Source organism: Agrobacterium sp. CG160-95 (assembly GCF_053521725.1).
On record NZ_JBNWDU010000002.1, the window covers coordinates 420,309 to 442,120 of the forward strand.

Annotated in this window: 20 protein-coding genes; 12 read left to right on the forward strand and 8 right to left on the reverse strand. The window is 59.6% G+C overall.

Annotation, left to right across the window (positions count from 1 at the left end):
- Nucleotides 1–179: 179 nt before the first annotated feature.
- From ACQZ63_RS08635 to ACQZ63_RS08645, 3 genes are read right to left on the reverse strand one after another with little or no spacing between them, the layout of a single operon-like run.
- Nucleotides 180–665, reverse strand: a complete 486-nt coding sequence (locus ACQZ63_RS08635; RefSeq protein WP_003511169.1) for a hypothetical protein — start codon at nt 663–665, stop codon at nt 180–182.
- A gap of 13 nt (nt 666–678) precedes the next feature.
- A complete protein-coding gene (locus ACQZ63_RS08640) occupies nt 679–1,470 on the reverse strand; it encodes an SDR family NAD(P)-dependent oxidoreductase (protein ID WP_003511167.1) in 792 nt (263 codons plus the stop codon).
- A 27-nt stretch (nt 1,471–1,497) separates the two neighbouring features.
- Entirely contained in the window at nt 1,498–2,325 is an 828-nt protein-coding gene (locus tag ACQZ63_RS08645) for an alpha/beta fold hydrolase (protein ID WP_113555401.1), read from the reverse strand.
- A 129-nt stretch (nt 2,326–2,454) separates the two neighbouring features.
- Between ACQZ63_RS08645 and ACQZ63_RS08650 the strand changes: the two genes are divergently transcribed.
- Nucleotides 2,455–3,441, forward strand: a complete 987-nt coding sequence (locus tag ACQZ63_RS08650; RefSeq protein ID WP_035200579.1) for a GlxA family transcriptional regulator — start codon at nt 2,455–2,457, stop codon at nt 3,439–3,441.
- Between the two features lie 121 nt (nt 3,442–3,562).
- Nucleotides 3,563–4,294, forward strand: coding sequence for a FadR/GntR family transcriptional regulator (locus ACQZ63_RS08655; RefSeq protein WP_003511162.1), 732 nt, complete (start codon nt 3,563–3,565; stop codon nt 4,292–4,294).
- 27 nt (nt 4,295–4,321) lie between these two features.
- Here the strand turns inward: ACQZ63_RS08655 and ACQZ63_RS08660 are convergent, their stop codons facing one another.
- The gene (locus ACQZ63_RS08660) at nt 4,322–4,957 is read right to left on the reverse strand and encodes a LysE family translocator (RefSeq protein WP_035200576.1); all 636 of its coding nucleotides are present in this window, start codon (nt 4,955–4,957) and stop codon (nt 4,322–4,324) included.
- Nucleotides 4,958–5,287: 330 nt separating this feature from the next.
- Here ACQZ63_RS08660 and ACQZ63_RS08665 point away from each other — a divergent pair, with 330 nt between their 5' ends.
- The 4 genes from ACQZ63_RS08665 to ACQZ63_RS08680 are packed head-to-tail and all read left to right on the forward strand — an operon-like array spanning nt 5,288 to nt 8,796.
- Nucleotides 5,288–6,310 carry an ABC transporter permease gene (locus ACQZ63_RS08665; RefSeq protein ID WP_112355434.1) on the forward strand — a complete coding sequence of 341 codons (1,023 nt, stop codon included), beginning with the start codon at nt 5,288–5,290 and terminating at the stop codon, nt 6,308–6,310.
- The gene (locus tag ACQZ63_RS08670) at nt 6,310–7,197 is read left to right on the forward strand and encodes an ABC transporter permease (protein ID WP_065662536.1); all 888 of its coding nucleotides are present in this window, start codon (nt 6,310–6,312) and stop codon (nt 7,195–7,197) included. Before ACQZ63_RS08665 ends, ACQZ63_RS08670 begins: the two co-directional genes overlap by 1 nt.
- A gap of 4 nt (nt 7,198–7,201) precedes the next feature.
- On the forward strand, nt 7,202–8,038 hold the full coding sequence (locus tag ACQZ63_RS08675; protein ID WP_013761686.1) for an ABC transporter ATP-binding protein: 837 nt from the start codon (nt 7,202–7,204) through the stop codon (nt 8,036–8,038).
- Nucleotides 8,038–8,796: an ABC transporter ATP-binding protein gene (locus ACQZ63_RS08680; RefSeq protein WP_003511153.1), complete on the forward strand. Its 759-nt coding sequence runs from the start codon at nt 8,038–8,040 to the stop codon at nt 8,794–8,796. Before ACQZ63_RS08675 ends, ACQZ63_RS08680 begins: the two co-directional genes overlap by 1 nt.
- A 283-nt stretch (nt 8,797–9,079) precedes the next feature.
- Here the strand turns inward: ACQZ63_RS08680 and ACQZ63_RS08685 are convergent, their stop codons facing one another.
- The 3 genes from ACQZ63_RS08685 to ACQZ63_RS08695 form a co-directional block, all read right to left on the reverse strand.
- Entirely contained in the window at nt 9,080–10,678 is a 1,599-nt protein-coding gene (locus tag ACQZ63_RS08685) for an ABC transporter substrate-binding protein (protein WP_003511152.1), read from the reverse strand.
- A gap of 78 nt (nt 10,679–10,756) precedes the next feature.
- Nucleotides 10,757–11,386: an SGNH/GDSL hydrolase family protein gene (locus ACQZ63_RS08690; RefSeq protein ID WP_112155339.1), complete on the reverse strand. Its 630-nt coding sequence runs from the start codon at nt 11,384–11,386 to the stop codon at nt 10,757–10,759.
- A gap of 4 nt (nt 11,387–11,390) precedes the next feature.
- Nucleotides 11,391–12,539, reverse strand: a complete 1,149-nt coding sequence (locus ACQZ63_RS08695; RefSeq protein WP_003511150.1) for a mandelate racemase family protein — start codon at nt 12,537–12,539, stop codon at nt 11,391–11,393.
- Nucleotides 12,540–12,924: 385 nt separating this feature from the next.
- Here ACQZ63_RS08695 and ACQZ63_RS08700 point away from each other — a divergent pair, with 385 nt between their 5' ends.
- Nucleotides 12,925–13,953 (forward strand): LLM class flavin-dependent oxidoreductase, encoded by a 1,029-nt coding sequence (locus ACQZ63_RS08700; protein ID WP_113555472.1) that lies wholly within the window; start codon nt 12,925–12,927, stop codon nt 13,951–13,953.
- 61 nt (nt 13,954–14,014) lie between these two features.
- On the opposite strand, the gene ACQZ63_RS08705 is transcribed toward ACQZ63_RS08700, so the two are convergent.
- Entirely contained in the window at nt 14,015–15,322 is a 1,308-nt protein-coding gene (locus ACQZ63_RS08705; protein ID WP_113555400.1) for an NtaA/DmoA family FMN-dependent monooxygenase, read from the reverse strand.
- 359 nt (nt 15,323–15,681) lie between these two features.
- On the opposite strand from ACQZ63_RS08705, the gene ACQZ63_RS08710 reads away from it, so the two are divergent.
- The 5 genes from ACQZ63_RS08710 (at nt 15,682) to ACQZ63_RS08730 (ending at nt 21,718) form a co-directional block, all read left to right on the forward strand.
- Entirely contained in the window at nt 15,682–16,737 is a 1,056-nt protein-coding gene (locus ACQZ63_RS08710; protein WP_065704287.1) for an ABC transporter substrate-binding protein, read from the forward strand.
- Nucleotides 16,738–16,744: 7 nt separating this feature from the next.
- On the forward strand, nt 16,745–17,641 hold the full coding sequence (locus ACQZ63_RS08715; protein WP_113555399.1) for an NmrA family NAD(P)-binding protein: 897 nt from the start codon (nt 16,745–16,747) through the stop codon (nt 17,639–17,641).
- The gene (locus ACQZ63_RS08720; protein ID WP_113555398.1) at nt 17,632–18,801 is read left to right on the forward strand and encodes an LLM class flavin-dependent oxidoreductase; all 1,170 of its coding nucleotides are present in this window, start codon (nt 17,632–17,634) and stop codon (nt 18,799–18,801) included. Before ACQZ63_RS08715 ends, ACQZ63_RS08720 begins: the two co-directional genes overlap by 10 nt.
- A gap of 93 nt (nt 18,802–18,894) precedes the next feature.
- Nucleotides 18,895–20,094 (forward strand): M20 aminoacylase family protein, encoded by a 1,200-nt coding sequence (locus tag ACQZ63_RS08725; RefSeq protein ID WP_019564768.1) that lies wholly within the window; start codon nt 18,895–18,897, stop codon nt 20,092–20,094.
- Between the two features lie 34 nt (nt 20,095–20,128).
- A complete protein-coding gene (locus ACQZ63_RS08730; RefSeq protein ID WP_019564767.1) occupies nt 20,129–21,718 on the forward strand; it encodes an ABC transporter substrate-binding protein in 1,590 nt (529 codons plus the stop codon).
- The last annotated feature ends 94 nt before the right edge of the window (nt 21,719–21,812 follow it).

Sequence of the window (21,812 nt, forward strand, 5' to 3'; positions counted from 1 at the left end):
GCTCTAAATTAATATACGTTATCATATAATGTATATTGTTCGGCGGCAACAGACGGAAGAGAAAATTTCAGAGGTGGCGATTTCCTGTGTTCGCGACGAAATCACAAGCTTGCCCGAAGGGGATCGAGCAAGTGTGCTTTTCCGGGAAGCCCGCAGGTGAGTGTGGGCGGGGGCTGGCTTCAGGCTAAAAGCTTGCGGCGCGTCGCTTTCCAGCCAAGACAGATTGCCGCAACAAGCAGGGCGAGTTGAGCGACAAGGAATGGTGGTTCGTTGCCGTTTGGAGCCAGTGCGTTCAGTGCCTCGACCTTGAGAAAGGACTGAACGATCAGCACGAACATATTCAGATAAAGGCCCATCGTAGCGGTGATCGAATAAACAGTTCGCGCCCTGCCATTGAGACCGTATCCGTAAAGCGCGACCAGCGCGACCGCCAGAATGATGGTCGAGATGATGCCGACGCCGAGTGCCGGTGTGAAGTTGCCGATTGGAAACAGGAAGCCGGTGAGCGTTGTGGCGAGCGTGGTGACGAGAAACAGCGCCATCATGCGCGGCATCCATCGCCCTGCCGCATAAGCGGGCAGGGCGATCAATCCGGTTACGATGCCTATGAGGCTCAAGGCAACGTGCAATGTCGTGAATTGGGGAATGGTCAGTCCGAGGATCATGATGCGTCTCCCTCTATTCAGTTTGGGTTGCACCATACCGACTGGCGGCATGTGCATGCGATAGATTGGGCCTCAATGCAGCGCGGGCCGCAAGGAAATTTTCAAGGTCTGCCGTATCCGGCAGGGAAGGAATGGTCAGCGTCTCGCCCAGATCAAGACCGGCCAGGGCTGCATCCACCATCTCGTGAGCATCCATGACCATGGCGGCGGGAATGGCGTCGAGACGTTCCTCTTCCCAGATGGCCGTGCGGGTGATGCCCGGCAGGACACCTTGAACCCGAACGCCGGAAGGGGAAAGCTGCGCGTGCAGCGCCTCGGTGAAGGCAAGCACAAAGGCTTTGGTCGCCGGATAAACGGCGGTAAATGCCGCCGGCATCAAGGCAGTGACCGAGGTGATATTGATGATCGTGCCCTTTCCATCTGCTGCAAGACGCGGTGCGATCGCCGCTGCAAGCCGGGTGACGGCAAGGATATTGAGATTGATCATCGTCGTGACATGGGCCGGGTCCAGTTCCGTGATAGCGCCGTCTCCGGCAATACCGGCATTGTTGACGAGACCGGTGATCCGTCGGTCCTCGCGCAGCCGTGCCTCTACCCTTTCGAGGTCTTCCGCCCGTGAAAGGTCTGCTGCCAGAACCTCGACAGCGATCTGGTGATCCTTTTCCAGCCGCTCGGCCAGCGCCTTCAGCTTTTCGGCGCGTCGCGCCACGAGGATAAGATCGTGGCCGCGTTTTGCGAGGCGCTCGGCATAAACAGCGCCAATGCCATCGGACGCGCCGGTGATGAGAAACGTATTCTGTGTCATGTCCCGTGTTTCCTTTGTCTGGTGGTTTCAGGCGTTGATGAAAGCAAGAAGGTCGGCGTTGAACCGGTCCTGATGGGTCTGTGTCAGTCCATGGTCGGCGCCCTCATAGACCTTGAGGGTCGCATGTTTGACGATCTTGACCGTGGAGAGCGCCGAAGCGCCGATCGGCACGATCTGGTCGTCGTCGCCGTGCAGTACGAGCGTTGGCTTGTCGAAAGCCTTCAGGTCCTGATAAAAATCGCTTTCCGAAAAGGCGCGGATGCTGTCTAGCTGGCCCTTGAGGCCGCCCATCATGCCCTGCCGCCAGAACTCGTCGCGAATACCTTCAGAAATCACAGCACCTTCACGGTTATAGCCGTAGAAAGGAATGGTCAGATCCCTGAAGAACTGGCTGCGATTGTCGTAGGTACCCTTGCGGATGCCGTCGAAAACATCGATCGGCAGGCCGATGGCATTGCTTTCCGTCTTCAGCATCAGCGGCGGTACTGCGCCGATGAGGGCGATCCTGGCGACGCGGGCCGTACCATGGCGGCCGATATAGCGCGTTACCTCGCCGCCGCCGGTGGAATGGCCGACGAGAATGATGTCGTGAAGATCGAGCTGTTCGATCAGCTCGGCCAGATCGTCAGCATATTGATCCATGGTGTTGTTGTGCCAGACCTGGTCGGAGCGGCCGTGGCTGCGGCGATCATGGGCGATGGTGCGGAAACCGTTATTGGCAAAGAATACCATCTGCGCGTCCCATGCATCGGCACTGAGCGGCCAGCCGTGGGAAAAGATGATGGGCTGGCCGTCTTTCGAACCCCAGTCCTTGTAGAAGATGTGCGTTCCGTCTCTGGTGACTATCGTTGTCATGGCTCTCTCTCCTGTTGCGGGTGGTTTGCTTGCGTCCTGTGGGAATAGAGATACTCTGGAGACAGCCGGGGCTGGATTGGCGCTTCTGACAGAAAACGAGCCGAAACTGACAAAACGGGGATGTGGGGCATGGCGGGTGTTGCGGGAAGTGCGCTGGAAGTCGGTCTGGTTCTCTACCGGGACTGTCAGGTCGCCATGGTGCACGGCATCACCGATCTTTTTGCCATCGCGTCGGTCTTCTCAGAGGATCGTGGTGGGCCGAAACTGCGCGTCAGCCACTGGAGCATGGGTGAGGGCGGTGAGTTTTCCCGTTGTCATGACACCGAGCCGGGCAGGCCGGGGCATCCCGATATCTTCGTCGTACCCGGCCGGCTGACCGGGCCAGCCGAAATCGACGAGGCCGGGCCCTATGCCCGCTGGCTGCTGGACCGGCATGCGCAGGGCGCGACGCTGGCCGCCAGTTGCGGAGGTTCCTTCATCGTCGCTGCGACAGGTCTTTTGGCCGGCCGCCCCGCCACTACCCACTGGCTGTTTGCGGAACGGTTTCGCGAGCGCTTTCCCGATATCCGCCTGGAGATAGACAAGATCGTCATCGAAGACGGCGATATCATCACGGCGGGTGGGCTGATGGCATGGACCGATCTTGGTCTGCGCATTGTTGACCGGCTGCTTGGGCCTTCGGTGATGATCGAGACCGGTAAGTTCCTGCTGATCGACCCCTCCGGTCGGGAGCAGCGACATTACAGCAGTTTTGCGCCGCGGCTGACGCATGGCGACGAGCCGATCCTGAAGGTTCAGCACTGGCTGCAGGCGCGCGCGGGGAGGGCGACCAGTGTCTCCGATATGGCCGCACATGCCGGGCTTGAGGAGCGAACCTTCCTTCGCCGCTTCAAGGCCGCCACCGGTATGAAGCCTATCGAATATGTCCAGCATCTTCGTGTCGGCAAGGCGCGGGAACTGCTGGAATTCACCCGTCGTTCGGTAGACCAGATCGCCTGGTCGGTGGGATACGAGGATGCCGCTGCCTTCCGTCGTGTATTTCACCGTATTCTCGGCCTCTCGCCGGGCGAGTACAGAAACCGCTTTTCCAGCGGTTCGGCCATGGTGGCCGCCTGAGGGCAAATCCCGCTGTTGCGACATTGCCGCTTCGCAACGAGGTTGGTGCGAGAAGCGCGGCCCTTGCAATGTGGCGGGTGTTTGCTAACATGCCAGACAAGTTTAAAACAGGTGGGCCGGAATGGACGTTGAGAGCAGCACGAAGCCGGGAATATCGCTCGCGGCGAAAATCAGCTCCGCATTGCGGCGGGATTTGTCTGAAGGCGTGTTCCGTCCCGGCGACCGTCTCCCGAGTGAGAGCGCGCTGACACGCGAATATTCCGTCAGCCGCACCGTGGTGCGTGAGGCCATCGCCATTCTGCGCGCGGATGGTCTCGTTGAGGCCCGCAAGGGAGCGGGCGTTTTTGCCATTGAGGTGAAACCGGCCAAGGAAGTGCCTTTCAATGATCTCGCCGTGGGGCGGATCTCCTCGGTAATCGAACTGCTGGAATTGCGCACCGTCTTCGAAGTTGAGTCCGCCGGGCTTGCGGCATCGCGCCGTTCCGCCGTGCAGGTGGAGTCGATTGTCGATGCGCATCGGCGCGTTGGCGACTGTCTCGCCGCCGGGTTGCCGACGCGGGATGCCGATTTCGAGTTCCATCTGGCCATTGCACAGGCGACGCAGAACAGGCGATTCCCCGAGTTTCTTCAACTCATCCGCTCCGGCATCATCCCGCGTGGCGAATTACAGGGGGCGGCGCCCGGTTCCCGTCCGAAGGACTACAATCTTCATCTCCAGGAGGAGCATGCGAAGATCGTTGACGCCATCATCGAAGGCGATGCCGATGCTGCCCGCCAATATATGGCGGCGCATCTGCGCGGTAGTCTTGAGCGCTACAAGGTGCTTTTGCGCTCCCGTACAGCCGCCGAATAACTCGGAAATTTCAGCTTTTTCAGCAGGTTAAGCGCTCGCCCGTCGGTAGAAGGCAAGAGAGGCGGCAAGCGTCAAAAGTGCGCCGCCGCAAATGCGGTCGAGCCATAACGCCCCTGACTTCCGCAACAGTCTGACGGCCTGCGAGCCCAGCAGGGCATATCCGAACATGACGATGAAATCGATGCCGGCAAAAACCAGCGCAAGCACCGCATATTGCTGAATCTGCGGTGCTGCCGGATCGATGAATTGCGGCAGGAAAGCCGAAAAGAACAGATATCCCTTGGGGTTGGTCACGGCCACAAGGAAGCTTTTGAGGAAAATCGAGCGGGCGGAAGTGGCCCCGGAAGTGTCTGCCGATTGAAGAGCGCCATCGAGCGAGCCTCTGGAGCGCAAAAGCATGACGCCCAGGAAGGCGAGATAACAAACGCCGACCCATTTGACGACGCCGAACCAGAACTCCGAGGCGGCGAGCAATGCTCCCAATCCCAGTGCAACCGCGCCGATCAGGACGAAATCTGACAGCACCGCACCAGCCATGCCGGTCAAGGCACGGCGGACCCCGAAACGCGAGCCATTCGCAAGCGCCAGCAAAACCGTCGGGCCAGGTGTGGCAATACCGATAAAGGCAACTATCGCAAATGCCAGAAGTGTCATTTCCGCCATCTCTTACTCCCCCTTGAAGCAGGAGATATGCCGGTGCCAGACCGGCATCTCCCAGGCAGTTCGAAGCGAAGAATACAGGCTTTTGTCATCGCGGCAATATGTGTGATTCCTTTCTCCGGCAAAGCAAAGAACCGCTAGATTTCGGATGAAATCTCGGTCTTGAAAGGCAGCGTTGTTGCCTGCTTCAGTCATTTTCCAAGCGTGCCGCAGGACCAATTTTATCGGCATATGCTTGACAGCTCTCCACACCTGTGACAACTTGCGAATAGTTGTCAGACAGGATTGCGCCTTTGTTATTTTGTGCAATCGACTTCTGGCAAGGGAGGAACCATGCCAAAAAGACGCCTTTCGCCGTATGGCCTGTCCGGCCAGATCGGAAGTATTGCGGTCACGCTGCTCGGATTGCTGCTGCTGACCTTTTTCATCGGCCGCCTGATGCCCGCTGATCCGGTGCGGGCCATCGTCGGCGAGGACGCGACCCGCGAAACCTATGAGCAGGTTTACCATGCGCTCGGTTTCGACCGTCCGCTCTGGCAACAATTCATCTATTATCTCGGCGATGTGTTCACCGGCGATTTCGGAACCTCGATCCGCACGGGCCAGCCCGTCATCCAGGATATCATACGCGTCATGCCGGCCACGATGGAGCTCGCGACCTTCGCGATCCTGATCGGTGCCGGCCTTGGGATTCCCATGGGGGTTTATGCCGCCGTCAAGAAAGACCGCTGGCAGGACCATTTGGTCCGGGTGCTCAGCCTGTTCGGCCATTCCATGCCGATTTTCTGGACCGGTATGATTGCGCTGATCGTTTTTTACGCTCATCTCGGGCTTGTCGGCGGCGGTGGCCGCATGGACCAGTTCTATATCGGTCTCGTGGAGGAACGAACGGGCTTCCTCCTCATCGACAGCCTGCTGGCGGGCGATATGGAAGTCTTCTGGTCGGCCATCAATCACCTCATCCTGCCCGCCGCTCTGCTTGGTTATTCATCGTCGGCCTATATCACCCGTATGACGCGCAGCTTCATGCTCGACCAGCTGGGCCAGGAATATGTGACGACTGCGCGCGTCAAAGGCCTGTCGCAACGCCAGACGGTGTGGCTGCATGCTTTCGGCAATATCCGCGTGCAGCTCGTCACCATCATTGCCCTTGCTTACGGCTCACTGCTGGAAGGCGCTGTCCTTATCGAGACCGTCTTCGCCTGGCCGGGCTTCGGCCAATATCTCACCAGCAATCTTATCATCGGCGACATGAATGCCGTGATGACCTGCGTACTTATCGTCGGCGTCATCTTCATCGGGCTCAATCTCCTGTCCGACATTCTCTACCGCTTTTTCGATCCGAGGACCCGCTGATGACGGCTCGTGCAGAAACTTCCTTGCGTCTTCCCGTGCCATTGAACGCGCTGAAGAACATCATTGTCTTCCTGCTGAAAAGCCCGACATCGGCCTTCGGCCTGGTGATATTGCTGCTTCTCGTCATCGCGGCGATTTTCGCGCCCTGGCTTGCGACGCATGATCCTTACGTGCAGGATCTCGCCAAGACGCTGCAGCCGCCCGGTAACGGCCATTTCTTCGGCACGGACGAGCTTGGACGCGATATTTACAGTCGCCTTCTGTGGGGCGCGCGCATCACTCTCACCATCATCACGCTGGTGTCGATCATCGTCGGTCCGGTCGGTCTGCTGGTCGGCACGGCCTCCGGTTATCTCGGCGGCAAGTTCGATACGGTGATGATGCGCATCACGGATATTTTCCTGTCGTTCCCGAGCCTCATCCTGTCGCTCGCCTTCGTGGCCGCGCTCGGACCCAGCCTCAACAATGCGATCATCGCGATCGCGCTCACCTCATGGCCGCCGATCGCGCGGCTCGCACGCGCCGAAGCGATGACATTCCGCAAGGCGGACTACATTGCCGCCGCAAGGCTTCAGGGTGCTTCGCCGCTGCGCATCATCATAAAATCGATCATGCCAATGTGCCTGCCTTCGGTCCTGATCCGTCTGACGCTGAATATGGCGACCGTCATTCTGACCGCCGCAGGCCTCGGCTTCCTAGGCCTTGGCGCGCAGCCGCCCCTGCCTGAATGGGGCGCGATGATCGCGACCGGACGCCGTTACATGCTCGACAGCTGGTGGCTCGTCACTTTCCCCGGCGTTGCGATCCTTTCCGTCAGCCTTGCCTTCAACCTTCTGGGTGACGGCCTGCGGGATGCGCTCGATCCGAAGCAGATGAACCGGAAATAGGGCCATGGAAAAACCAATCCTCGACGTCGAAAATCTTCGCATCCGTTATGGCGGTTCGCCCACCGAGGCCGTGCGCGGCATCTCCTTTACCCTTGGCCGGGAGCGTCTCGGCATTGTCGGCGAAAGCGGATCGGGCAAGTCCACCGTCGGCCGGGCTTTGCTGCGCCTCCTGCCATCGGCGACGATAACGGCCGACAAGCTTGATTTTGATGGCCTCGATCTTCTGTCGCTCAGTGAGAAGGAGATGCTGAAGGTTCGCGGACGGCGCATGTCGATGATCCTTCAGGATCCAAAATTCTCTCTCAATCCCATCCGCCGTGTCGGCGATCAGGTGACGGAGACCTATCTGCGCCATTTCAAGGCGTCGAAATCGGAAGCCCGGGAAAAGGCGCTCGCCATGCTCGATGCGGTCAAAATCCGCGACGCCGCGCGCGTCTACGAGCAATATCCGCACGAGATTTCCGGTGGCATGGGCCAGCGCGTCATGATTGCGATGATGCTGCTTGCCGATCCTGATCTGGTCATTGCCGACGAGCCGACCTCCGCGCTGGATGTGACGGTGCGGCTGCAGGTTCTGAATATTCTCGATGGCCTCGTTCGGGATAGAGGCATCGGTCTCATCATGATCAGCCACGACCTCAATCTCGTGCGCAATTTCTGCGACCGGGTACTCATCATGTATGCTGGCCGGGTGGTGGAAACGCTTGCCGCGCGCGACCTCGATCAAGCGCAGCACCCCTACACGCGCGGCCTGCTCGCGGCGCAGCCGCGGATTGGCGGCACGCGTGCGCCACTTGCGGTGCTGGATCGCCGCCCTGAATGGCTGGAGGAGAAAGTATAATGGCCGTTTCCGTTGAAACCCGCGATCTCTCCATCACCTTCGGCAGCGGCCACACGGCGCTGAAAGTGCTGCCTTCGGTGTCCTTTCGCGTCGAGCCGGGTGAGTGTTTCGGTCTGGTCGGTGAAAGCGGTTCGGGCAAATCAACAGTGTTGCGCTGCGTGTCGATGCTGAATGATTTCTGGAGCGGCGAAATCCTCATCAATGGAAAGTCGGTTCGCGACATGCCGCTGATCGAGCGATGCCGCACGTTGCAGATGGTGTTTCAGGATCCCTATGGTTCGCTGCATCCGCGCCAGTCGGTGCGCACCGTTCTCGGAGAATCGCTTGCCATCCATAAACTGGGCGATCGTGAAGAGCGCATGCGCAAGGTAATTACGGATGTCGGTCTGCCCGTGTCGTTCCTGGACCGCTTCCCGCATCAGCTTTCCGGCGGCCAGCGGCAGCGCGTGGCGATTGCGCGTGCGCTGATACTTGAACCGTCTCTGCTTCTGCTCGACGAGCCGACCTCGGCGCTCGATGTTTCGGTGCAGGCCGAAATCCTCAACCTGTTGCAGCGCCTGCGCGAAGAGCGCGGCTTCACCTATATCATGGTGACGCACGATCTCGCCGTGGTCGACCACATGTGCGACCGCTTCGCTGTGATGCTGCGCGGCGAAATCACCGAAATCCTGCCGCGTGAGGCAATCGCCGGCAATGGCGCGACACATCCCTATGCGCGCGAACTGATCGGCGCCTCGCTGGAATATGAAGGCGCATGACACCTCCCAAAGCGTGATCGTCCTCCTCCGGGGCATCACGAATAATAAAATCCTCCTTCCTTGCCCGGCCTTCAGTGCCGGGCAATTTTTTTTGGATGGCTACGGCGGGAGGGCGGGCCGCCAACTGCGCTTAGGCTGCTCACACAAGACCCCGGATCTCGTCCGGCGTGACAGAGTGCGGAGGCTTCGCTTGCGCCTAACACATTGGGTGAATGGAGCTTCATTACAGCAAAAAGGCGCGGGGTTAGCCGCGCCTTCTCCTACTCGCAGATATGGCAGCCGATCACCGCTCCTTGCTCACCTCTTCAAAGCGCGAGAGCCAGGGGCTGACGATCATACCCTTGATGTCGCTGCGGAAAGCGGCGGTGTCGACGACTTCGGAGAATGGCTGAATGGACATGACGATCTCGTCCATATAGGCCTGAAGGTCCTCGTAGAGCTTCGTCTGTTTCGCCACGTCGCGCTCGACAAGGGCTTCCTCGATCATCTTGTTCAGCTTTTCATCGAAGAAGCTCGTGCGCCAGCTCTGATAGTTGGTGAGCTTGGCGTCGTCCGCATTGTTCGGATTATAGGCGATGGAGCGCAGGTTGTTGTCCGGATGCGGCTGCTGACCGCCGCCGCCGCGGCCGAGAAGCAGTTCGAAGTTGCGCTCGCGCATGGCGCCGTAAATCTGGTCGCCGGAACCGCTGATAAGTTCGGCCTGGATGCCGGCCTGGGCCAGTGTGTTCTGGATTGCCGTTGCCGCTTTCATGAAGGGGTCTTCCGAGAGCACGCGCAACGTCGTCTTGAAACCGTTTGGATAACCGGCTTCAGCCAGAAGCGCCTTGGCTTTTGCGATGTCGAGCTTGTAGCCCTGATCCGGCAGCGCGCCCATCACACCGGTGCTGAGAGAGCGCTGATGCAGCTTGCCGTAATAGGGCATGACCGCCTTGTCGAGACCGTCGTAGTCGATCAGGTAACGCAGGGCTTCGCGCACTTTCTTGTTCGCAAAGCGCTCGTCTTTCATCGAAACGCTGAGGTAATAAAAACCGGAGCCGGGTGTGGATTCGATGGCGATGGTCTTGTCGGCTTCGAGCGACTTCAGGTCCGGCGCCTGCAGGGAATAGGCGACATCAATATCGCCCTTTTCCAGCATCAGCCGCTGCGATTGCGATTCCGGCAGATGGCGCATCAGGACGCGCTTCATCTTGGCTTTTTCACCCCAGTAATCGTCGTTGCGGGTGAGAATGATATATTCGTTGGATTTCCACTGGGTTAGCTTGAACGGGCCGGAGCCCGCCGAATTGAGCGTCAGCCACGCGCCACCGAGATCGCCGTCCTTTTCGTTTGCAAGCGCCGTCTGGCTGTCGATGATCGAGCCGGGCCCATTCTGTGCAAGGATCATCAGCAGCAGGTTGGGATCATCAGGCTTCGGAATATTAAGCACGAAGGTCTGGTCGTTTTCGGCGACGAAAAGCTTGTCGGCATCCTCCAGCTTGAAGCCGCGCGTTTTGAGGAAAGACGATTGCGCCAGATTGCGGGCGAGCAGACGTTTCAGGCTCCATGCCACGTCCTTTGCCGTCACGGCGTTACCCGACGCGAACTTGGCGTCGGCGCGCAGGTGGAAGCGGATCGATTTCCGGTCCTCGCCGATTTCCCAACGTTCGGCAAGGCGGGGCTGGACGCTGCGATCTTTGGGCGAAAGCACGACCAGCGTGTCGTAGATATTATTCAGAACCTGCACCGTCTCGCGGCCGGTAATGGCGGCTGGATCAAGGGTCAGGATATTGCTCATGGTCGTGGCGACGATGAGCTGGTCCTTCGGCGTTTCGGCAAAGACGCTGAGCGGCACGGCGCCGATCAGCAGTGCACCGAGGGCTGCGGTTGCAAGAAAATGTCTCATTTTTCCTCCCATATGGCCGGTTCATACGGCCTTCCACGTTTCGATCCGCGCGCCTGTTCCTCCACAGGCTTCGTGTGATCAGCCAAGAATGTCTCTGACCGGAGCGGCGAGCGCCCGGCCGATTGCGGCCGTTGCCAGCGCTTCCAGATGCACGCCATCCACTGGCGAGGCGCTGGCGACCGATCCGGCATCAAAGAAGTGATGCCCAAGTTCGGCGGCGAGTTTGTGATAGAGCGGCGCAAGCCGTAGTGATTGTCCGATATCGCGGCCGCCCGCCGGTTCTCCAGCGGGGCCGGCGACGCAGGGCGGCGGCGCGACGATCAGAAGCTTAGGCACTGCATCTCGCGGCTTGTAGATGAAGGTCTCGACGATTTGCGCCAGCCGCCGCATGCCCGAAACGGCGGCTTCCGCGCGACCGCCATGTACCGGCTTGATGTCGTTGGTGCCGAGCATGACGATGACGAGATCAAGCGGCATGTGGCACGAAAGCGCGACTTCAAGCGCTCGCGCGCCATTGCGGCAGGCCGGGCCGGCATGGTCGTCATAACAGGTGGTGCGTCCGCCTAGCCCTTCGGCATGAACCTTCGCCATTCCGGAAAGCTCTGCCTCCAGCACCTCCGGCCAGCGATGCTCAGGTCGGTGGCGGAGACCCGTTGCCGGGTCTGCGCCCCAGGTGAGGCTGTCTCCAAAGGCGAGCACGGTTTTCATAGCCTTATCTCACCCGGTTGTTGTCGATGAAATCGAAATCGATATCCTCGCCAAGGCCCGGCCGGTCGGGAACGTGAACGAACCCATCGCGGTCCATTGGGTCGGACAAAGACTTCAGATAGTCGTGGCCGTCATCATATTCGAGGAAGGGATGCAGGAGGCCACGCTCGTACCAGCGGCAATTCTTGGTGGCGGCGACCACATGCAGGTTCATGGCCGTATTGCCATGCACCTCGCATTCCATGCCGAAGGCTTCGGCCAGATGCATGGTCTTGAGCGCCGGCGTGATGCCGCCTACATCGTTGACGCCGGTGCGAAGAATATCGCAGGCGCCGGCCTTGATCCATTCTGCGCGGTGCCAGTGCTTGCCAGCAGCACTTTCCGGGCCGACGACGGGAATATCGAGATTGTCGGCGAGCCACTTGTAGGAGGAGAGCGACTGCTCATCCATCGGCTCTTCGATCCAGTCGAAGCCGAGCTTTTCAAGGCCACGTCCCAATGCCAGCGCATCGGTGCGGGAATACCAGTGAAAGGCGTCGATCATCAGGCGGATATCGGGCCCGACCGCTTCGCGCACGGCCGCGCAGGCCTTGAGGTCCATCTTCACATCCGGCGCCCAGCTGACGGGCGGCATCCAGGTGTGAAGCTTGATGCCCTTGTAACCGCGCTTCACCAGCGTTTCGGCAAACCGGCCGTAGTCTTCAGGCGTTGCTAGGCCGCCTTCCAGCTCGTCCCCGCACATGATCGAGCCATAGGCGAGCACCTTGTCGCGATAACCGCCGATCAACTTGTATACAGGTTGTCCGAGGCTGCGACCGGCAAGGTCCCAGAGCGCGCAGTCCACCACCGCCAGCGTGCGGTCCGTCAGCTGCGCCGCCGAGCCGCGTTGCCAGTGAGCAAGGTCCTGCCAAAGGCGTTCCCGGTCGCGATAATCCTCGCCGATCAGCACCTTCTTGACGAATTTTTCGATGACATGCGGGCGAACGATTTCCGGCGCTGTGAAGGAATGGCCTTCTTGCCCGTCTTCCGTGCGGATGGTCAGCATGGCCTGTTCCACCTGATGCGCCGGACCCGGATGTGCGTGACCGGCACTGTCCGAGTGCCGACGGGTCGTCGTGCGGAAAACACGGACCTCGACGTCGGTGATGATCATAATTCCTCCCTCATGCAGGTATCGCAGCGTTCGTGATGGCTGCAATGTCATACATGTATGCATTATTTGTCAACATGTATGATAATCTGTATTACATGTTGGGGAGGAAAATCAAGGGCATTCGCGCGGCGCTCGATACGTCGGCGTATTTAAAAGGATGGAGAGGGGACAAAGCGACCGCTCCTTGAGGATTAATCTATAATTTTAGTAGACTACTGAATCGCGCAACGATCTTTCAAAAATCGCCGGGACTATAAAAGACCATGCCGCGCCAGCGATGCCGGTCATCGTGCATTCTGCTTGGGTATGCGCGGTACAGGATGATGGCCGCACCTGCGCTGTCTGAGCTTCATCATGCCTCAACAAACATTCCCGGATGCACACCATGCCTATTTCCCATATCTCGCATTTTGCTTTTCTGGTTCCCGGCAACTATCACGATGATGATCCTGCGCAGGGGCTGGAGGAAACTCTGCAGCTTTTCGAAGCCGGCGAGGCGCTGGGTTATGATAGCGCCTGGGTCCGCCAGCGCCATCTGGAACGCGGCGTGTCCTCGGCCGCCACCTTTCTCGCGGCGGCGTCGCAGCGCACCAAGCGGATTGGCCTCGGCACCGCCGTCATTCAACTGGGTTATGAAAACCCTTTCAGGCTGGCGGAAGATCTCGCCACCGTGGATGTGCTGTCACACGGACGGTTGAATGTCGGCGTCTCTGTCGGCGCGCCGCCCTTCGCCCATCTGATTTCGGATTATGTCGATACGGCGCCCGATGCGGATTACAGCCATGCCCGCGCCGAGAAGCTCGCCAGGGCCTTGAGATCAGAACCGCTGTCCAGCGAAACGGAGGCGGGCAATGCAGCGGGCGCGCAGGTGCCGCGCCTTCGGCCCTTCGCCAAGGGGTTGACCGACCGGCTGTGGTATGGCGGCGGATCGCAGAATTCCGCTCGCTGGGCGGGGAAGGCGGGATTCAATCTGCTGACCGGCAATATCGTCAGCGGTGAAAATACCGATGATTTTCTGACGGCGCAGGCGGCCCTCGTTGCCCGGTTCCGGCAGGAATGGGCGCATGAGCGCCAGCCGCGCGTCGCCCTTGGCCGCGTGATTTTACCGACGGACAGTGCCAGCCCTTCGACACGCCGCCGTTATGCGGAGTTTGCGGCCGAGCGCGACAAGCGCACGCATACGCCGCATGGTGCGCGCCGCACGCTTTTTCTGCCTGATATTGTCGGGACGACGGATGAAATTCTGGAGAAGCTGTCGCGCGACCCCGTTCTGCCGCATGTCTCGGAATTCCGTCTGGAACTGCCCTATGAATTCCAGCCGGAAGATTATCGCCAGATCGTGACGGATTTCGCCTCTGTGCTGCCGCAGCTTTCCGGCGAAAGGCCGGTTTTGAAAGTGGCAACAGCTCAATAGTGCGTTCACAACGTCGCCATTCCTGCGCCGAGCGTGGGAATGGCGAACGAGGCGAACAGCGTCAGTTTGGTTGAGGCAGGTCGTATCTCTCGCGTATGGTCGTGCCTTCGTATTCGCGCGGATAAACGCCGCGGTCTTGCAGCACCGGCACGACTTGTTCGACGAATTCGGCGATATCGTCAGGGGCACGGGGCGGCTGCAATGTGTAGCCGTCAACCGTTCCGTCCTGCCAGAGACCGATGATGCCGTCCGCCACCTCTTCCGCTGTGCCGAGCAGCAGCCGGTGATGCCCCTCCGAGCGCCGCACGGCCTCGCGGGCGGTGAGCTTTTCATGGGTCAGCAGTTCGGAAAGGCCAAGCCCCATGCCGACAGCCCATTGCCGGTTCTGGTCGGGAATGAAGCGCTCGCCATCCAGTTTCGCATCGGGATCGAAATCGCGGGGATCGATACCGTTTTCCTTGGCGAAGCGTGCCAGAAGACCGTCTTCCGAGCCGGTTCCGCTGTAGAGTTCGTGTTTGCGCAGCGCTTCCTCGCGCGTCTCGCCGAGAATGACGACGAGGCCGGGAACGATGCGGATGCCGGAGGGATCGCGGCCGAAAGACACTGCGCGGTCACGGACCTTTTTGCCAAAGGCCTGGCCGGCGGGACGGGACAATATGTTGCAATAGATAATCTCGCCATGACGTGCCGCCAGATCGATGCCGCCCTCGGAAGCGCCCGCCTGGGCGATGACGGGGTGCCCCTGCGGTCCACGAGGGACGTTGAGCGGGCCTTTGACATGAAAATATTGCCCCTCGTGATCGATGGTCTCGGCCGTCGCCGCATCCCAGAAGCGGTCTTCCGATATCTCGCCTTCGCGGCGCGGATCCCAGCTCGACCAGAGCTTTTTCGCGACATCGAGAAATTCCGTGGCCTTGGCATATCGCTCATTGCGCGGCGGCAGCGGGTCGTTGCCGAAATTGGCGGCGACGTTCGGATTGAAGGAGGAGACGATGTTCACGATCAGCCGACCGCCCGTGACGATATCGATGGATTGCGTTCGTCTCGCAAAATTATAGGGCGAGTTATAGGTGGAGGACACGGTCGCCACGAACCCGATGTCCGGCACCTGTGCGGCAAGCGATGTGGAAAGGATGAGCGGATCGATGGTGTGAAATGGCCGGCTTGTCGGGTCGGTCAGCAATGCCGGGTGATCCGAAAGGAAAACGGCGTCGAACCGGCCTTTGTGAGCCAGTTCCGTCAGTCGCCGGTAATAGCCGATATCGTTGATATCGTGCCGGTCTCCGCTTCTGTATTTCCAGGCATTGGCGAGGTATCCGGTGGTATTGATGCCGACATTGAGATTGAGCCGGCGTTTGTTCGTGCTCATGCTGCCACTTTTTCTTTCAGGTCTGTTGGATTGCCGGCTTGCGGGTCCGGCGCAATTGCGGGGAAGCGTAACAGCCGGTGTTCCGGTCGCGAGTTAAAAATCCTTGCTGTCAGGAGAAGAAAAACTTCCGAGCCATGGCCGACGCTCCCAAGGAGAGGCTCACATCGCGTGCCGCTCTCAGCCGAAGTATCGCTCGCGAATGACGCCGTTTCCGAAAGGATATTTTACCGGAAGCACGAAGCCATGCTGATATGGAAACGAATTTCCTCAATGGCCTCTCAAATAGTACACTTTATCTATAGAAAATATTTTATGGCGTGTAGCGTGTCGTAGAGATCGCAATTGAGAGGACGAACGCCATGGCTGATGCGGCCCTTCGCCAGATAACCCACCCTGAAACCGTCTGGTACACGCGCTGCCCGGCGCCGACGCCGCTTTCCATCGCGGTGCAGCTTGGCTGGATCGAGGAGAGTTTCGCCGGCCACGGTATTACTGTGTCCTCCATTCGCGATGCGGCGGATCCGGCCATTCGCCAGAGCCATTTCGATCACCGTCTGGACTGGTCCTTCCGTCAGGGCGGCAATATTCCGCCTATCTGGGCAAAATCCGGCGGACGCCAGACGCGTCTGGTGGGGTTGACCAGGACCGACGAGTTTCAGGCGGTCATAGCGCTGCCAGCCAGTGGTATAACAAAGGGCGGCGAGCTGAAGGGCCGGCGCATCGGGCTGCCGAAACGACCGAACGAAACCATCGACTTCCAGCGCGCCACATCGCTCAAGGGCATCGTGTCGGCACTGACCGTTTCCGGCCTTTCCGTGGCGGAGGTCGAGCTGGTCGATCTCACCGCAACCGAGCCGGTGCTGCTCGGACCGCCTGACGACAGGTTCCATGGCCTGCACCGACGGCTGCCCTATGGGGAGGAGATCGCGGCACTGCATCGCGGAAAGATCGATGCGTTTTTTGTCAAAGGAGCGGAGGGCGTCACCGTCGCCAATCTCATTGGCGCGCACGTCGTCGTGTCGACCGGGTTTCACCCCGATCCGAAAATCCGCATCAATAACGGCACGCCACGTCCTTTGACCGTGGATGCCACCTTTGCCGATGAAAGGCCCGATCTCGTCGCCGACCTCGTGGCCACGGTACAGCGGGTTGCCGGCTGGGCGAATGACAATCCGGCGGAAGCGGTGCGTTTCATCGCCCGCGAGATCGGCGTCAGCGAGGAAGCGGTTATCGTCGCCAACGGGGCGGATGTGTACCGAAGCCTGAGGCTCGATCTCGATCCGGCGGAGCTGGATGCGCTCAGCCACTTCAAGGATTTCCTGCTGGAATGGAAATTCATCCCTGACGATTTCGATGTGAACGACTGGGCCGATCCGCGCGCCCTTTCTTTACTGCAACAGGCTGCGGCGAAGTGAGGGCGTCATGACAGCAACCATTCTTGTAACGGGTGCAACCGGCAAGCTCGGCCAACGCGTCGTCAGCCGCCTTTTGCAGAAAGAGGCGAAGGTTAGGGTGCTGACCCGGCGGGGTGAGGACGCGCTCAAGCTTTGGGGCGACAGGGTGGATATTTCGGAGGGTAATTTCTCCGATCCCGCCAGCCTGAAAGAGGCCTCACGCGCAACAGACACGGTGTTCCTGCTTTCCCCAATCGGTGAAACGCTGGCGGCGGACCAGAAAGCGGTCATCGATGCCGCTCTCTCCGCCAGCGTATCGCGGATCGTGAAAATATCCGGCTCCGACTGGACCATCGCCAATGCCGCACGCTCCATCTCGGGTGCCGCCCATGCCGAGGTCGAAAAACATCTGGCCGGGAGCGGCATTGCGCATACGGTGCTGCGGCCGAATGCCTGGATGCAGGCGGCGCTGGAACCCGTCGTCGCAGCACTACGCCAGGGGGAGGATGTGCCCGCCCGTTTCGGCGATGCGGCCGTTTCCTTCATTGATGCCGACGATATAGCCGATGTGGCGGTTCACGCCTTGACTGCGAGCACGTCTGTTTCCGGCGCCTTGGTGCTAACCGGCGGTGAAGCCTTGACGGCACTGGAAATCGCCCGCATCGCGGCCCGTATCCTGCATCGCCCCGTGGGGATATCGCATCATTCCGCTTCCGTTTTTCCGCCGCATATCGGAGCGTTCGAACAGACGGCGATTGGTGAATTTGGCCAACTCATCCGCGAGGGCCTCGCGGCCCCCGTCAACGACAACATCGAGCGGATTACCGGTCGGCAGCCCCGCAGCGTGGAGGCCTATTTGCGCGCCCGGCTGGCAGCGACCACCCCGCAGAGTAATCATTCCGAGGGAGAAAAGACATGGCGCTGACTGTTTCACTGCCTGAAGGTCCCGAACTGAAAAGCCCCACTGATTTCGAAGACAGCCCGCTCAGCCGCGCGGTGAAGCAGCCACTGATGCTGGGGCTGTTCCTCAATCTGCAGGACATCAACTTCTCCAGCCTGCCAACCAGCAATAGCTGGACCTTCGACTACAATGCGGAGCTGGTGAAGCGCGCGGAGGAGCTTGGTTTCGAAATCGCGTTCAGCCGCACGCAATGGCTGCCCAAGGGCGGTTATGACGGAGAATCCTCGCTCGACAGTTTCATCGCACTCGGCGCCATGGCGGCGGTCACGAAGAGTATTCTTCTAATCTCCACCATCCATGTGCTTTACGGTCCCCTGCATCCGCTTCATATCGCGAAATATGGCGCAACGCTGGATCATATCGCCAGGGGACGATGGGGCATCAACATCGTCACCGGCCACCGCGCCATCGAGCATGAAATGTTCGGCTGGCAGCGGATCGACCATGACAAGCGCTACGACATGGCGGGCGAGTTGTTCGATGTGCTGCATCGCCTGTGGGGAGAAACCGAAAACTTCTCCTACGAGGGCAAGCTTAACCCCTGGGCCATCAACAACGGCTGGATAACGCCAAAGCCCGCCTTTGGCCGCCCGCCGCTGGTGACGGCGACCGGCTCGCCGGCCGGTATCGATTTCGCCGCCCGCCATTCCGATCTGGTTTTCGTTACCTCGCCCGGCGGCGCGCATATCGATAGCGCGCTGGAAACGCTTCCCGATCATATCGCCACCATCAAGAACCGCGCCAGGGCCTATGGCCGTCATGTGAAGACGCTCATCAATCCGATCATCGTCAGCCGCGATACGGAGAGGCAAGCGATCGCCTATGCCGACGCCATCGAGGCGGGAAAACCGCAGCCCGGCACCCGTGCCTTTGCGACCAACAATTACGACAGCGACGCCCATGCCTGGCGGGGTCGCGGCGATGCACGCCACAAGCAGGGGCGCAATCTCGGCGGCAATATCGAAATCATCGGCTCGCCGGAGCAGGTGGTCGAGCAGCTTGTCGGCTTGAAAAAGGCTGGCATCGATGGCGTGCAGCTGAATTTCTACGATTTCCGCGAAGATCTCGAATATTTCGCTGAGCGCATTCTGCCCTTGATGAAGGAGGCTGGCCTGAGGCTCTGACGCCTCTCCCGCCTCAGATTTCCAGTTCTGAAGCTTAGCACTTCGCAATCACAGAGATTGCGAGAACGATCTTTTTTGCCCTGAGGAGATACCGTGAATATTGCCGTCGATCCCGTCAAAACGCCCGCGCCGAAAGTCATAGACCGGATCGGGACCTATGTTCCCGAACTCGTCTCCATCCGCCACGATCTGCACCAGCATCCGGAAATCGGTTTCGAAGAGGTGCGCACCTCCGGCATCGTCGCCGAGAAGCTCACCTCCTGGGGCATCGAGGTGCATCGCGGTTATGGCAAGACCGGCGTGGTCGGCGTGCTGCGTGGCCGTCATGCTGGCAACCGTTCAATCGGGTTGAGGGCGGATATGGATGCCCTGCCGATGCCGGAAGAAACAGGGCTGCCTTATGCATCGGTCTATCCCGGTAAGTTCCACGGCTGCGGGCATGATGTGCACACCACCATATTGCTTGGCACCGCCCGTTATCTGGCGGAAACCCGTGATTTTGCCGGCACGGTGATTTTCATTTTCCAGCCCGCCGAAGAAGGACTGGGTGGCGCACGCGCCATGATCGCCGATGGGTTGTTCAAGGATTTCCCCGTCGATGAAATTTACGGGTTGCACAATTCCTCCCATGCAGCACCCAACCATCTGAAGGTCTCGCCCGGCACCATTCTGGCAGGCGCCGATTTCTTCGATATCCGGCTGAAGGGCAGGGGCGCGCATGCGGCTCACCCGGATGTCTCGCGTGATCCGGTACCGGCGACGGGTGAACTCATCCAGGCATTGCAGACCATCGTCAGCCGCAATGTGCCGCCGACCGATCCGGCCGTCTTGTCGATCACCCGCATCGAGGCGGGATCTGCCTATAACGTCATCCCCGAAACGGCCTCGATTGCAGGCACGGTGCGGGCCTTCTCCGACAGCGTGCGCGAGACCATAAGGGGCCGAATCCGCACGATTTCCGATCACATTGCCGCCGCTTACGGGCTCACCGCCGAGGTGGATATTCGCGACATATTCTCGGTTCTGACCAATGATGACGCATCGGTGGAGATTGTGGCCGGGGTGGCGCGCGAAGTTCTCGGAGACGAGCGCGTTTCCACCGAGCCCAGCCGCTTCATGGGCAGCGAGGATTTCGCCGACCTCCTGAAACATGCGCCCGGTGCGTTTTTCACCCTCGGTCATTCCGGCACCGTGCCGGCCCATAATCCCGGTTTCATTGTCGACGATGCCATCCTGCCGGTCGGCGCCACCTTGTTTGCCCGGCTGGTCGAAACCCGGCTGAAGCCTGCCTGAAAATTTGAAAACAAGCCTGCAAGAGGAAACATCCATGGATATTACAAGACGTAAGACATTGCTTTTGAGTGCTGCGCTAGGTGTGGCCATGCTGCTGCCATCCGTGCCGGTGCTGGCGGCGGAAACGCCGAAAAAGGGCGGTATTGTCACCCTTGCGGGTCTCGGTGAGCCGACGACGCTTGTGCCGCTTTCCGATTCCAATACGCGAACGCGCGCGATTTCCACCAAGATCCTGGAAGGGTTGGTACGCTTCGACAGCGAGTTCAAACCGCATCCGGTTCTCGCCGAAAGCTGGGAAACCTCCGCCGACGGGCTGCGCTACACCTTCAAGCTGCGCAAGGGCGTCAAATGGCATGATGGCAAGGATTTCACTGCACAGGATGTGAAATTTTCCCTGCTTGCCTTCAAGAAGGTGGGCCCACGCGGCCGTATCACTTTCGCCAATGTTGCCGATATCGAAACGCCCGATCCGCTGACGGCGGTAGTGGTGCTTTCCAAACCTGCGCCTTATCTTCTGCGGGCGCTGACCGGTGGCGAAACGCCCATTTTGCCGGCCCATGCCTATGCTTCGGAAAACTACAATGAGAGCCCGAACGGCAACGCGCCCGTTGGCACTGGCCCCTTTGTGTTTGAGGAATGGAAACGCGGCAGCTATGTGAAGCTCAGGAAGAACCCGAACTACTGGCAGGCCGATCTTCCCTATCTCGATGGCTTCGTGGCGCGGTTCGTCGCTGACGCGGCCTCCACCACCATCTCGGTGGAAACGGGCGAGGCGGATTATACCGCCGATGTCTCCTACAGCGATCTGGAGCGTTTGCGGCAGAATCCCAAGCTTTCGGTGGAGGTCTATACCGACTCCTATCTCAATAACGCCGCCGTATTCGAGTTCAATCTGGAGAACCCGATCCTCGCGAAAAAGGAGGTGCGGCACGCGCTGGCACATGCCATCGACCGCAATTTCATCAACGACGCGATCTTTTTCGGCACGGCGAAACCCGCCGGTTCGAACATTCCAGCGGTATTCACCGCCTATAATGACGAGAAGCCCTTTACCTATCCCTTCGATCTGGCCAAAGCGAACGAGCTGCTGGACAAGGCGGGGTATCCGAGGGGTGCGGATGGCACGCGTTTTTCGCTGCGGCTGGCCTTCCTGCCCTCCGACGTTTTCCGCAAAACCTCCGAATATCTACGCTCGTCCTTCGGCAAGCTCGGCGTGAAGGTGGATATCGTCGAAGGCGATCTCGCGACCTTCATCAAGCGCGTCTATACGGAGCGCGGTTTTGACCTGACGGTGAACGGCATCAGCCGGTTGTTTGATCCGACAGCGGGCGTGCAGCGGCTCTACTGGTCCGATGGCATCAAGAAACCCGCGCCATACGTCAATGCCGCCCACTACAACAATCCCAGGGTGGATGATCTTTTCCGCGCCGCTGCGATTGAAGTGGATGAAACGAAACGGGCGGGGCAGTTCCACGATATCCAGAAAATCACCGGTGACGAATTGCCGAATTTCTCTATCGTCGCCCTGCCGACCGTCATTCTGCGCAACACCAGCCTGCAGTCTCTCGTCACCACCATCGACATTGCCTATGGCGATCTGTCGACGGCCTGGAAGAACGAGTGAGCGTTTTGCATATGGCAATAAAAAACCCGGTAATTCTGCCGGGTTTTTTATTGCTGAAAACGGCCCTCCGGCCTTTTTTCACTATCGCGGGATA

Coding starts and splice junctions, on each gene's coding strand:
- ACQZ63_RS08635 (WP_003511169.1), bottom strand. CDS start 665: ATGATCCTCGGACTGACCATTCCCCAATTCACGACATTGCACGTTGCC.
- ACQZ63_RS08640 (WP_003511167.1), bottom strand. CDS start 1,470: ATGACACAGAATACGTTTCTCATCACCGGCGCGTCCGATGGCATTGGC.
- ACQZ63_RS08645 (WP_113555401.1), bottom strand. CDS start 2,325: ATGACAACGATAGTCACCAGAGACGGAACGCACATCTTCTACAAGGAC.
- ACQZ63_RS08650 (WP_035200579.1), top strand. CDS start 2,455: ATGGCGGGTGTTGCGGGAAGTGCGCTGGAAGTCGGTCTGGTTCTCTAC.
- ACQZ63_RS08655 (WP_003511162.1), top strand. CDS start 3,563: ATGGACGTTGAGAGCAGCACGAAGCCGGGAATATCGCTCGCGGCGAAA.
- ACQZ63_RS08660 (WP_035200576.1), bottom strand. CDS start 4,957: ATGGCGGAAATGACACTTCTGGCATTTGCGATAGTTGCCTTTATCGGT.
- ACQZ63_RS08665 (WP_112355434.1), top strand. CDS start 5,288: ATGCCAAAAAGACGCCTTTCGCCGTATGGCCTGTCCGGCCAGATCGGA.
- ACQZ63_RS08670 (WP_065662536.1), top strand. CDS start 6,310: ATGACGGCTCGTGCAGAAACTTCCTTGCGTCTTCCCGTGCCATTGAAC.
- ACQZ63_RS08675 (WP_013761686.1), top strand. CDS start 7,202: ATGGAAAAACCAATCCTCGACGTCGAAAATCTTCGCATCCGTTATGGC.
- ACQZ63_RS08680 (WP_003511153.1), top strand. CDS start 8,038: ATGGCCGTTTCCGTTGAAACCCGCGATCTCTCCATCACCTTCGGCAGC.
- ACQZ63_RS08685 (WP_003511152.1), bottom strand. CDS start 10,678: ATGAGACATTTTCTTGCAACCGCAGCCCTCGGTGCACTGCTGATCGGC.
- ACQZ63_RS08690 (WP_112155339.1), bottom strand. CDS start 11,386: ATGAAAACCGTGCTCGCCTTTGGAGACAGCCTCACCTGGGGCGCAGAC.
- ACQZ63_RS08695 (WP_003511150.1), bottom strand. CDS start 12,539: ATGATCATCACCGACGTCGAGGTCCGTGTTTTCCGCACGACGACCCGT.
- ACQZ63_RS08700 (WP_113555472.1), top strand. CDS start 12,925: ATGCCTATTTCCCATATCTCGCATTTTGCTTTTCTGGTTCCCGGCAAC.
- ACQZ63_RS08705 (WP_113555400.1), bottom strand. CDS start 15,322: ATGAGCACGAACAAACGCCGGCTCAATCTCAATGTCGGCATCAATACC.
- ACQZ63_RS08710 (WP_065704287.1), top strand. CDS start 15,682: ATGGCTGATGCGGCCCTTCGCCAGATAACCCACCCTGAAACCGTCTGG.
- ACQZ63_RS08715 (WP_113555399.1), top strand. CDS start 16,745: ATGACAGCAACCATTCTTGTAACGGGTGCAACCGGCAAGCTCGGCCAA.
- ACQZ63_RS08720 (WP_113555398.1), top strand. CDS start 17,632: ATGGCGCTGACTGTTTCACTGCCTGAAGGTCCCGAACTGAAAAGCCCC.
- ACQZ63_RS08730 (WP_019564767.1), top strand. CDS start 20,129: ATGGATATTACAAGACGTAAGACATTGCTTTTGAGTGCTGCGCTAGGT.